Annotated in this window: 8 protein-coding genes and 2 pseudogenes; 7 read left to right on the top strand and 3 right to left on the bottom strand. The window is 46.3% G+C overall.

The window, feature by feature from the left end:
• The first annotated feature begins 207 nt into the window (after positions 1 to 207).
• From AC5590_RS18285 to AC5590_RS18275, 3 genes are all read left to right on the top strand, one after another.
• Positions 208 to 615, top strand: coding sequence for an SDR family NAD(P)-dependent oxidoreductase (locus AC5590_RS18285; RefSeq protein WP_169264937.1), 408 nt, complete (start codon positions 208 to 210; stop codon positions 613 to 615).
• 250 nt (positions 616 to 865) lie between these two features.
• The gene (locus AC5590_RS18280) at positions 866 to 2215 is read left to right on the top strand and encodes an efflux RND transporter periplasmic adaptor subunit (RefSeq protein ID WP_169264936.1); all 1350 of its coding nucleotides are present in this window, start codon (positions 866 to 868) and stop codon (positions 2213 to 2215) included.
• 524 nt (positions 2216 to 2739) lie between these two features.
• A complete protein-coding gene (locus AC5590_RS18275) occupies positions 2740 to 5919 on the top strand; it encodes an efflux RND transporter permease subunit (RefSeq protein ID WP_169264935.1) in 3180 nt (1059 codons plus the stop codon).
• 472 nt (positions 5920 to 6391) lie between these two features.
• Here AC5590_RS18275 and AC5590_RS18270 read toward each other — a convergent pair whose 3' ends face one another.
• Together AC5590_RS18270 and AC5590_RS18265 are read right to left on the bottom strand one after the other, a co-directional pair.
• Positions 6392 to 6589, bottom strand: coding sequence for a hypothetical protein (locus tag AC5590_RS18270; protein WP_211178422.1), 198 nt, complete (start codon positions 6587 to 6589; stop codon positions 6392 to 6394).
• Between the two features lie 214 nt (positions 6590 to 6803).
• Positions 6804 to 7754 carry an AraC family transcriptional regulator gene (locus AC5590_RS18265; protein WP_169264934.1) on the bottom strand — a complete coding sequence of 317 codons (951 nt, stop codon included), beginning with the start codon at positions 7752 to 7754 and terminating at the stop codon, positions 6804 to 6806.
• Between the two features lie 175 nt (positions 7755 to 7929).
• Between AC5590_RS18265 and AC5590_RS18260 the strand changes: the two genes are divergently transcribed.
• The 4 genes and pseudogenes from AC5590_RS18260 to AC5590_RS18245 all read left to right on the top strand — a co-directional run.
• Positions 7930 to 9063 carry an aldo/keto reductase gene (locus AC5590_RS18260; protein ID WP_169264933.1) on the top strand — a complete coding sequence of 378 codons (1134 nt, stop codon included), beginning with the start codon at positions 7930 to 7932 and terminating at the stop codon, positions 9061 to 9063.
• Positions 9064 to 9115: 52 nt separating this feature from the next.
• Positions 9116 to 10225: a Kelch repeat-containing protein gene (locus AC5590_RS18255; RefSeq protein WP_169264932.1), complete on the top strand. Its 1110-nt coding sequence runs from the start codon at positions 9116 to 9118 to the stop codon at positions 10223 to 10225.
• 8 nt (positions 10226 to 10233) lie between these two features.
• Positions 10234 to 10383: pseudogene (locus tag AC5590_RS18250) on the top strand (IS630 family transposase); the annotation flags it as partial.
• Positions 10384 to 11331: 948 nt separating this feature from the next.
• Positions 11332 to 11706, top strand: a pseudogene (locus AC5590_RS18245) (GNAT family N-acetyltransferase); the annotation flags it as partial.
• Here the strand turns inward: AC5590_RS18245 and AC5590_RS18240 are convergent.
• Entirely contained in the window at positions 11690 to 12469 is a 780-nt protein-coding gene (locus AC5590_RS18240) for a hypothetical protein (RefSeq protein WP_169264930.1), read from the bottom strand. The pseudogene AC5590_RS18245 and the gene AC5590_RS18240 sit on opposite strands and share 17 nt — an antisense overlap.
• Positions 12470 to 12502: the final 33 nt, after the last annotated feature.

Raw genomic sequence — 12502 nt, 5'->3', positions numbered from 1 at the left:
ATTCATCTACTGTGATATTTTGCGCTCTTTATTTGCCTTTTGCGGGTTTACCCGGTTAGGTGCAAGATGTGAGTAGAGCATCTTTATCCAGTTGCAGAACCTTAATTTGGAGGATTAGGCAATAAATAGCGAGGTTTGTGTATTTAAAGCTCTTGCTCTTATTCATAAGATGCATACATCAACCCAAAACACTCAAAGGATCGGGTAATGACTAATCACAGCCCAAAAATTGCACTAGTAAGTGGATCGAGCCGAGGACTGGGCAAAAGTACTGCCTTGAACCTTGCTAAAAAAGAGGTCGATGTTATTGTGACCTACCATAGCAATGCTGAAGAAGTTACAAAAGTCGTGGCCCAAATCGAATTAATCGGGGCAAAAGCCGTAGCATTGCAACTAGATACTGGAAATACCAAAACCTTCGATAAAGTGACCTTTGATGAAAAAAACATGTCGCCAAAGCTGTTAGGACAAGTCGGCGGTAGATGCGATCATTGCGCGTATATTGTATTTAAACCGCATTATTCCTCTCAAAACCCGCGATGCCCTTTGGGCGGGAACTGCGTGCCATCGCAAAGGGAGAGAAATCGAATAATTTCCCGAACAACTACAAGTTAGAGAATTTACACTGTACTATACGTTTTTTAAACAATAATCGGGCTTACAGGTATCCATCACAGAGCGAGCGCAGAACTTTTTGGTCTACTGTCATTACATCTGACATTTTTTTGTCATAAATGTCCAATAAACTATAAAAAAGGTTACCTAGTTTTAAATTTAGTTAAAAAATTCATAGTTAACGGTTTATTGTCCACTGTCAACCGTTAACAATTAACCCTCAACTTCTCAGTAGCTACCATCAACCATTATGGATATTTCTGGAGACCAAGCTTCAATCGTTGAAACCCAGTCAGACAGTTCTGCGCCCTCTGAAGCGCCTACTCGTTCTCGTAAACCCTGGTTCTGGAGTTTGCTGATCCTATTTCTGGCAACTGGTGGCATTATCCTTTGGCGAATACTCGCTCCTGGTGGCGCACCACGTCCCTCTGTTGCCCAACAGCAGAAAGCACCAACTCCAAAAGCGATTGAAACGATCGCCCTGGCAACTGGAAGTGCTACAAAAAGTGTACAGCTTTTAGGACAGGTGGAAGCCAGTCAGCAGTCAACACTCCGCGCTCAAACTAATGGGATTGTTGAGAAAATCTTGGTGCAATCGGGCGATCGCGTCAAGGCAGGAATGCCGATTGCTATCCTAGACGATTCCGATCAGCAATTAGCAATCTCCCAAGCACGGGCACAACTAGCTCAACAGCGTAGCAATTTGGCACGCTTAGAAGTAGGTACTCGTCCAGAAATTATTGCTCAACGTCAAGCAACAGTCACATCTGCCAAGGCGAGAGAATTGGAAGCACAAGATAACCTGAAGCGCACCAGCGATCTTGTTAAACAAGGTGCTCTGTCTCAAAGATTACTCGTGGAAGCTCAAACACAATTGGATAACATCCGGGGAGAACGGTTAGAAGCTGAAGCCCAGTTTGCTGAAGCCAAAGCTGGGCCGATTCGAGAAGAAATCGCCGCTCAACGGGCAAACGTAGAAGCAGCTAGAGCCACCCTAGCTCAAGCAGAACTGGCACAGCAGCGCACTCGCATTGTGGCATCCGAAGCGGGTGTGGTGCAGACTCGGCATATTAGTAACGGTGATTTGGTGCAAAGTTCTGGTCAAATTGTGACTTTAGTAGCAGGCGATCGCTTCGATATTTTTTTGGAGTTACCCGAAGAATTGAGCAGTCAAGTTAATCCCGGCATGACAATTGATCTCACGACTCGTGCCCTACCGCAATGGAAACAACGAGCCACCATCACCGCTGTCGTTCCCTCAGCAGATGCTGCTTCTCGTCGCCAGCGCGTCCGCGTCCAAATCAACAACCCGCCACCAGGTTTGTTACCGGGAATGGCGATCGCAGGTAATCTGAATATGCCCTCGAATCGGTCTAGCTTTGTTATATCACGCGATGCAGTAACAAGACGCCAAAATCAGTGGCTTGTCTTTACGGTTGCTGATGGCAAAGCTAGGCAAATTCAAGTAGAAATGGTTGCTGATATGGGTAAAAATGTTGCAATTTACCATCCCACCTTACGCGGCGGCCAACCCATTGTGCTGCGTGGCGGTGATGGGTTGCAAGATGGTGCGCCTGTGAAGACAGTTAGTGGTATTTGAGTGCTAGTCGCAGACTGGGAACGAGGTAATAGACTTCTTTGCAGAAGATGGGTCAAGGGGAAGGGTCAAAGGCAAAAATCTTCCTTTTTCCTTTCTCCTTTAACCGCTTCTAAAAATCTAGACAAAACTCCCCAAAAATGGATAAATCTGTACAAGACCCAACTCCACGGTATAAGTTCGCTCGATTAGAAGCGCTTTACAGCTTGGTTCCATTGCCCCGTGGCTTTGGTTCCTTGACCACTAATCCCCAGTTAGAGATACTGAAACGAATCTCAGTACGAGACTCAAAAAGTATTCAATTGTTGTTAGCGGCGCACAAGCCCCAGTACGAGCTTTTTAACCTTCACAGTTAATTAGGCGTATCTATCGGATGTGGATAAAGCCACTAATTAAATGATACCACAAACACTTGGACAATTCCGGGAGTAATTTCAGCGTTATTTCCAGATTTTCAGTTACAGTTTCTCACCCTTTCCTAACATTTTGCCAAAGACACTTTTAAGTCCTAACTCACAATTTTAATTATGAACTTTATTGAAACTGCTGTTCGTTGGCGACATGGCACCTTTGTGTTATTTTGCTTGGTAAGCATGTTTGGAGTGATCTCGTTACTGAGGTTGCCCTTGGAATTGCAACCAGGGGGCGATCGCCCGGAAATTACCATCACCACTCCTTATCCTGGAGCAGGACCTACGGAGGTAGAAGACCTGATTACACGCCCAATTGAAGAACAAATGGAAGAAGTGCTGGGCGTCCAGGAAATCAGCAGTACTTCTCGGACGGGACGCAGCAGTATCACGCTGGAATTTGCTCAGGATGCTAACGTCAGAGAGCGGATGGTGGATGTATTGAACCGCTTGCAGCAGGTGGAAAGCTTGCCCCCAGAAGCACAAGAGTCGAGTGTGGAACTCGTGGGTGGCAACAGTTCCCCAATGATGTGGATTCCGTTTGATACTAAGGAAGGATTTCAGCCGAATGCAGACCGCTATCGAGATTTAGCGGACGAAGTGGTGATTCCGCGCTTGCGGCGAATCGAGGGAGCTGGACAATTTCTCTTAGTGGGTGGACAAGAGCGGGAAGTGGAGGTAAAGGTCAATCCGCGAGCATTGTCCGATCGCAACCTTACCATTGGTGATGTGGTGCGGGTACTTCAGGAAAACAACCGCGATATCCGGGGTGGACCATTAATTTTAGGACGCCGAGAATATCGAGTCCGCACAGTCAGCCGATCGCAAGAACTATCGCAAATTGAAGGCTTTGTACTGCGGCGTGACCAATCGGGTACAGTTTACTTGCGAGATGTGGCACAGGTGCAAATGGGACGCAAACCGCAAGATAGTGCGTTGATGTTCAACGGCAAACCTGGGGTAGCAGTCGGTGTGATTCGTGAAATTGGGGCGAATGTGCCAGAGGTTGCTAAAGGCATCCGAGCGGAAATTGCCGCACTCCAAACTGAGTTCGATAGGCAAAACCAGGGGATTCTTTTTGTTTATAACTACGACGAAAGCCAGTACATCAATCAATCTGTAGCGTTTGTACAAGGCAACCTATTTAGTGGGGCGCTGTTAGCCACAATCGTCTTGATTTTGTTCCTCGGCTCCATGCGTACTGTGGCGGTGGTGGCAATTACAATCCCCACAACGCTGATTATGGTGTTCATTGTCATGTCTGCATTTGGACGAACATTGAATATCATCAGTTTGGCAGGACTGGCGTTTGCAGTGGGTATGGTCGTGGATAACGCGATCGTCGTGATTGAAAATGTCTTTACTCACATGCAGCAAGGCAAAAACCCGATCCGGGCAGCAATCGACGGTACACAGGAAGTCTGGGGCGCGATGCTCGGTTCTACCTTGACCAACGTAGTCGTGTTTGTGCCGCTGATAATGGTGACGGGTGAAGCAGGACAACTCTACGCTGATATGGCGATCGCTCTTTCTGCTTCTTCTCTGTTCTCGCTGTTTGCCGCATTGACCCTAGTACCAATGCTATCTGGACTGTTCCTCAAGCAATCAGAAGCAATGCAAATGATGGAGGGCGGTGAATATCGCGGCGGCAATTGGTTTGAGCGCTTAGTAGCAAAAACTTCGGCAATATTCCGTCATTTCCAAGGGAAACTCGAAAACTTTTTGGCATCTACCGTCAGCTGGTCACTCGGACGTAAGCGTGTTGGGCGCAGGTTAATCGTGCTGTCGATTCCCGTTGCTTTACTTGTTATCAGTATTTTTCTACTACCACCTGCGGATTATTTACCTGAAGGAAATCGCAACCAGGTCGTGTTGCGAGCGGAACCATTGCCGGGAACTAGTATACCAGAAGCGATTCGACAATCTGAACAGATTCAGAAATATTTGCGATCGCAACCAGAAGTTGATCGCATCATGTACGTTGATCGTCCTGGGGCATTGCGTGGCATTGCGACAATCCTCAAGTCAGAATTTGCCACCACTACCGGATTAGCTGAGATGGTGGATCGCTTGCGTGCCCAAAGCAGCAACTTTGCCGGATACCGCTTTATAGTACCAACGCGAGTTTCCATCTTCCGCGATCCAGGTAAGGAATTTGAAATAGATATTATAGGCGCAGATTTGAATCAAATCAGCGATTTGGAGCAGCAAATCACGGGCAAATTGCGGGGTATTCCTGAAGTGCAGAATGTGCGATCTAACTTTGTGATGGGAGCTGGCGAGTTACAAGTTATTCCCAACCGGGAACGCATCTCCGAAGTGGGTCTCTCGGAAGCAGAAGTTGGTTCAATGGTGGAAGCAGCATTAGGCGGTCGGGTTGCCTCCGATTACATTGATGGTAAAGAAGAACTAGATGTCTCAGTGGAACTGCAAAATACCGCTGTCGAAACGCCAGAACAATTGCGCCAATTGTCACTGTATGCGCGGGGACGACAAGTACAACTGGGTGATATTGCCGAAGTCAGTGAAACAACTGGAGCCGATACTATTAACCACGTCGATTTGGAGCGATCAATTAGCCTCACTGTTTCCCTTGCACCTACTGCCCCTCTGAGTACACTAGTAGAACGTACCGAAGAGGAAATTTTGGCTCCTCTGCGTGCCAATCTCCCAACAGGCTTTCGGCTGGAACTGTCGGGTTCAGCAGATCAGTTGGCAACAACCGTTGCTCAATTAGCTACTGCATTTACAATTTCGATTTTGATTACTTACTTGTTACTCGTAGCGTTGTATCGCTCATTCCTCTACCCAGTGGTGATTATGGCAACAGTGCCAATGGGTATGAGTGGCGCACTATTAAGTCTGGTAATTGCTAACCGAATTCCGGGAATGAATGTAGCACTAGATATGATTACAGCCTTAGGATTTGTGATTCTTACAGGTGTAGTCGTCAATAACGCCATTCTGCTGGTTGATCGCGCCTTGCAACTTCAAGAAGCAGGTGAAGATTATGATGCATCGTTATATAATGCGACAAGCGATCGCCTGCGTGCTATTTTCATGTCTGCTGGAACTAGTGTGTTGGGGATGTTACCGCTAGCAGTTTTACCAGGTCAAGGTTCAGAGTTATATCAAGGATTAGGCATTGTTCTGACTGGCGGTCTGGCATTTTCTACGATATTGACTCCCACTGTTGTCCCCGCACTTATGGGCTTGCTGCATGATCTGTCTGGACGTAAAAAACCGCGATCGTCAGTCCAAAAAGATAGGGACAAACTGGTTGACGTTAATACCTAAAAAACAAATGGCACGCTTGTAAAGCCGCCGCTCAGACTTTTCGCTGTATCCTAAGGTAGGTTAAAACCCCACCCGCAAGTGGTGTGGCTTGTTTCCCCTACACCCTACACCCCTTTATTTACCCCCTCTTCTGTCACTTTCCGGTTATTCTGAATAAAAGAATAAAAAAAGAAAACCCGCAAAGGTAAGTAGGGCAATGGATGTAGAATTACAAATCTTGAAACATTTGCCAATCTTATGCTCACCCAACAGTTGCCACCATAGATGAATATTGTGCAGAGCTTACTATTTTGGTTGATTTATCCCTGGATACATATTTTCCCTAATTCTAATTTATTGCTGGGATTCAATCAATTAATTAGTGCAATGAATCAATTTAAACCCTGTTATGCTTCTGGATAATTTCACGCACGTTACTACTTGCTAACTCCGGAAAGTGACAGAAGAGGGGTAAAAACCATAAGAAAGTGTTCTACAATGCCCAAAAGAAAATGATTGAATGAGGAAAATGACCAATTAATAAATAGCCAATACCCATTAGCCCAAAAACTAAAGACAGAAAAGTGATGAACTCTATTCGCTGCTTCATTTTGCCATAGATGACTGAGGCGATGGTGCAGAGCGCCCGCTTCGCGATCGCACTAAACAATGTACAAAAAGCGATCGCCATCCCACTTTAAGAAGGTACAAACTGCACCAAATTCTCTAGGAAAAAAGGCAGCTGAACTGGAATTAGATAAAAGGCAATTTGACTGAGTAATGAGCGAACCGGGAGTGATAATTTGAGAATTGTCAAGTTGCTTCTCTACGAGACGCGCAAGGGACGCTCCAATTCGTAATTACTAATGACGCTCCTCCGTCGTTAACGTAATTCGTCACATTGCTCAAGCGATGCGTAAACGTTCAATATCTGTGATCGGTGGCGCACCAAACAGACGGGAATATTCACGGCTGAACTGTGAGGCACTTTCATACCCCACCCGATAAGCAGCACTGGACGCATCGGAATCTTCAGTAAGCATCAGGCGACGCGCTTCTAATAGTCTTAACTGCTTTTGATATTGCAACGGACTCATTGAGGTCACTGCTTTGAAGTGGTAATGGAAAGAGGAAGCAGACATACTGGCGTGCCGAGCGAGATCCTCAACCCGCATCAGTTTTGTAAAATTAGCGTTAATGAGTTTGATGGCTTTAGCGATGCGCTGCATCGTACTGCCCGATGTGGCAATCTGTCGAACTGCTTCGCCTTGTTCACCCATGAGAAGGCGGTAATAGATTTCGCGGATAATCATCGGTGACAGGATCGGGATATCCTGTGGCGTATCCAAGAGCCGGGTTAGTCTGAGCGCGCAATCGAGCAACGGTGCATCAGCATTGCTGACGAATAAGCCTTTGACAGAGTTTTCTTTGTTACTAGCTATCGCCTTAGTCTCTGCGAGAATATCACACAGTTGGCGTAAGTCTAATTTCAGTTTGAAGGCTAAATAGGGCTTTTCTGGAGTCGCCTCGACAACAAACGCGCTCAGTGGCAGATCGACTGAGATCACCAGATATTGAGCCACACCATAAGGATAGGTTTCTTCCCCTAACAATACTGTTTTTTCGCCTTGAACGATAATGACCAAGAGAGGTTCGCAGACTTGATGTAGTGGTGTGGAGACAAAAGATTCTCGTCTAAGTGGTGTGGAGACAAAAGATTCTCGTCTAAATTCCAGCTTGTCGATCGCGGTTGGATGAGAACCATTCCCCTGACCATTGGTGTGCCGAGTGATTAATGCTGCTAATTTTTCACACTCATTGTCTAGTGCGCGGTGGTTAACGATCTCAATCGCCATGCTAGTTCTTCAACTCATTTGAGGATTGTCTCAATCAGCATAGCGCAACTTCATCAATTCATAAAATCTTGTTTGGAGGATTAGGCAATTCAAGGCGAGGTTTAGGCATTGAAAACCCTATGTATGGCTCATAGTATGAGCATAACTAGCTACAAAAGTTAAAGCTAATGGGGTAATGACTAACGGCTTGCCGCAAGGTAATACAATGCACAATAATAATTCTCGTCCAGCAATTAAGCGAATTGTTTCCCGTCGGTCTGCACTTGGGTTGTTAGGATTTGGTGCTGCTGCTGCCTTGACACCTACTCTTTCCAAGATGGCACAGGCACAGAATCAAACCCAAAATCAACCATCGTCACCTGCTCAAAACCAACCATCGCAGATCATCACCAAAGAGATCCCGCGCACAAAGGAGAAATTGCCTGCGATCGGTCTAGGAACATTTATGACCTTTGATGCTTTGTCTAATCAGCCCCGCGCGAGTCTTGGGCAAGTGATGCGCCGCTTTTGGGATGCAGGCGGACGGGTGGTTGATACCTCACCACTCTACGGCATGTCGGAGGTGAACGTGAGTGAATTTGCCAGAACCCTCGGCTTGACCAATGATCTGTTTGTTACTAACAAAACCTGGGCAACTGGCGAGTATCTGGGCGATCCCAGTCAGGCACAGCGCCAGTTTGAACAATCACTGAAGCGATTGTCGCGCGATCGCATTGATGTTATGCAGGTTCATAGTTTGGTGAATGTAGATGCGATTTTGCCCCTGCTAAAGGCATGGAAAAAAGAAGGTAAAATTCGCTTCGTGGGCGTTACCCACCACGATCCGTTGTATTTTGCTGCGCTTGAAAAGTGGATCGAGAACGGCGATCTGGACTTTGTTCAACTTCGCTACTCAATTCGTCAGCGTGAAGTCGAAGAAAGAATTCTCCCGGCGGCGGCGGCGCGAGGAACAGCAGTCTTAGCCAATATGCCCTTTGAGAAAGCCCGTCTTTTTGAATTGGTGAAGGGGCAATCACTACCCGATTTTGCCAGCGAGATTGGCTGTCAGAACTGGGCGCAGTTTTTTCTCAAGTATGTGATTTCTCACCCTGCTCTTACCTGTGCGATTCCCGCGACTACGAACCCAAATCATGTTGTTGAGAATATGGGGGCATTAAGAGGATCGCTACCAGATAAGTCAATGCGTACCCGGATGGTGAAACATATGGAAAGCCTTCCTGGTTTTGAGAAACTTCTCCAAACGCCCTGGTATCCTGGCAAGACGTTCAACGGGTTGGTTCGCCTGCCAAATCCACGTCCAATCGGTTGAGTCTGGTGCATTCAACTTAGCTTAAAAATATTCGAGTAATGGAGTCTGTATTATGCCATTTAGATATCTGCTTTCCCTGTCGATCCCGATCTTTGCGGTCATTACGCTATGGTCGCCCGTACTAAGTCAAGCGCAAAGCCAGCTACCGTATTGGACCGAAGCTGCACCGCCAACAATAGCTCGGCAAGAGCTTTATCCAGAAGTTTTGAACGGAAAAATTTACGTAGTCGGCGGTTTACTCAGCCCAAACACTGAGTTTTCAGATCATTTCGAGTCTTATGATCCTGTCAATGATGCGTGGACAGTATTGAGACCGCTACCTGAAGCACGCCATCACATTACGCTGTCGGCAGTCAATGGTTTGCTCTACGGTGTTGGCGGTTTCACAGGAGGATTTCCGGACTGGCGCGCACAGCCTACGATGTTTATATACAATCCTTCCTCTAATACTTGGACCAAAGGCACTGACCTGCCAGCGGCTCGCGCAGAGGGCGTATCCGCAGTAGTTGACGATAAAATATACCTGATTGGCGGACGCGTTCGAGCCACTGAGGACGCTCGGCTTTTCAATGACCACATCGACAGCGTGCGAAACGAAGTATTTGATCCGACGACGAGGCGTTGGTCAACCCGCGCCAATGCACCGACACCGCGAAATAGTGCAGCGTCAGCTGTAATTGATGAAAAAATCTACGTAGTTGGTGGTCGCAAGTTTATCAAGAATGCGGATGGCACTACGCGGTTTGTCAATGTGCCAAATCTTGAGGTTTACGATCCGAAGCTTGATCGTTGGGAGACGCTTGAGCCTATGCCTCAAGCTCAAGGTGGTCTTGCTGCAACCTCGCTGAACGGCAAGCTTTACGTTTTTGGCGGTGAACAGTGGGTTCCAGAGCAGAAAGTTTTCGCCGAAAGTTGGGTATACGACCCCAAAACCGATGTCTGGAAAGCATTGCCGCCCTTGCCCACCCCACGACATGGATTGGGAGCATCGGCTGTTGGTGATCGAATTTTTGTTTTTGGCGGGGGAACCCAAACAGGCGGAAATGCAGCTACTGCGATCCACGAAGTGCTAGTATTGCCCACCGAAAGTATAACTATAACGAAGAAACACAAGCCCAAGCGGCAACTAAAGAGTTTCAATCCCGACCGTATTTACACTTAACGCTAAACGGCGATCGCAGAAAGTCAAACCAAGGCACACAACCCCTAGTGGATGATATGCAGCAAGCACAGTTATGGCAGGTGTTACAAGAAAAAGCACCGGATAGAGGATTATGGAACGGAAGGAAGGTGGCAGATTGGTTAAGTGAGGTGACGGGTACTAATTACTGTACGTTCGCTCCTGCATTGAAGGGTGAGAGGAATTAATGCCTTGAAGGGAAAGGAATAAGGCGATCGCTGATGGTGCACCAAATTCCTCTAATCTGTAAGACATGTTGTGGAGAGGGGTGTGCGTATGGTGGTAAGCGAATAGGTAAAAATTAATTCTCTTACGAATCGATGTCCAAGGAAACAACCTGATTGTGCATGTACCGTGTAATACTTGGCGAAAACTTTTAAATTAACGGTGTATTGCACGCTACAAGGGAAAAAAGGTTTTTCCGTGTGTTACATGCAAGGAAATTGAATTCACTCAGAGGCGGTTACATGATCTCAGGCTCAGCCGTGTCATACATGGTAAAAAAGCGATATTCAGGTTAAACCTACGGTGTAATACACGGAAATGATGTTGAAACGGGACATTCAATCAGATGATTATGGTCAAAGAGGGCTTATTTTACAGCAATGAGAGGTAATTATGTCAAGCAATGCACCGAATCTAGCTGATAAAGGGACTCAGGCATTTTCATTAATGAAAGAATCTGTTTTTGAAGCTAACTATGTAGTAATGCGATTAATTTTTTTTCAATTAATCACTTTTATACACTTAATATTCACTATTCATCTACTGTGATATTTTGCGCTCTTTATTTGCCTTTTGCGGGTTTACCCGGTTAGGTGCAAGATGTGAGTAAATAAAATCCAGCAAAACCAACTTATGCACTTAGAGTTGATTTATAAAGTAAATCTTAAGTAGGGGAGGCAGATGCGCGCTTGTGGATGTTCCTCCCCACCGAACTTCAGATTGGCCCAAGCCGCCGCTCTGAGTTCTGGCTTTATTGCCGTTGCGTTACGGTTAGTGCCTAACGCACCATGTTATATAGCAATGCGTTAGGCGCTTTGAACATGTTTTTCGCTACAAATCTTACATAACAAAAGGGCTTTGGTGCCTTGGCGATCGTCGCAAAGGACACTGGAGAGTTCATAAAATGTTGCGGAATTATCTATGATCCGGAGCGAAGCGAGCCGGAGATCATCTATGGCTTCGGGCAACGTTGGTGGGGGGCAAGGCTACGCCAAGTTGTGCCAGCCATGCTTGCTTACGGTCTCAAGCAATGTGGGCTGAGGCGAGTACTCGCAACTATCGCGCCGGAGAACCTGGCATCTGTGCGTGTCGTGCAGGAAGCGGGGATGGTGTTTGACTGGGAGGAAATCGAAACGGATGGATATCCTAGCTTCGTGTACTTCATCGAGCCAAAAACCCCGGCTCCTGCCGTTCAGACATCTAGTCTGTGCACCTCAGTAATTACACCAAATATCTAGTATTAGGTACAATTGGGAAAAATGCATACTCATACCATGTTGTCCAAATAAAACTGCGAATCCATCGCTGACGCTTTTCAGTATTTAATTGATAGTCAAACGCTCCGAGTGACATATCAATAGAAGATAAGTGGGATTCACAACCACAACCGTGCTGATATGTCAAACCGTATTTAGAAGCAATACTTTGTATCTTCATCTGCACAGCGAATACTTTTCCAGCATGAAGGACAGCATCCCAACCGCGCTTATGTTCTGTATCACGGGGATCAAATCGTAAAGCCCGTTCTTCAAAAACAGTCTCTCGGTAAATAGGAGCAAGATGTACCAGGTAAAAGCTGGCGGGAAGTTCATAATCGAACTCATTAAACAGTTCCAGACAAATACGAGCAACCTTAACTTCGTTAGAGTACTCTACTCCCTTTGACTCAAATTCACGTAAAATTGCTTCAAAATTTGGATATCTCTCAACTTTAAAATCTTGCCCGTAGAACTCAAGTGTCTCCCGCGCCAATAATCCAAACAGCTCTTTAAAGCATGGCTTGAGGTGAGCAAGTTCCGGGCGTTCGTTGAATAAGTCAACATCTCCCTGCTGCAACTTGTATTGAAACAACTGCGCCATCTCAACATAAGTCTGTGGATTTGCCAGTCCGACACCAGCCTTTCCTAGTGCAATATCTTGCCATACTTTCGGCAGTTGAGAAATATGAACCGCATTTTCTCCAACGATGACTTCAACTTGAGGAGCATCGAGAATAAGCATACGCAGACTCCAGATTAATATCCGCAGTTGAGT

The sequence above is a fragment of the Brasilonema octagenarum UFV-OR1 genome (assembly GCF_963888615.1).
Classification (GTDB): Bacteria; Cyanobacteriota; Cyanobacteriia; order Cyanobacteriales; family Nostocaceae; genus Brasilonema; species Brasilonema sennae.
This window is presented reverse-complemented; position numbering and strand designations above follow the sequence as displayed.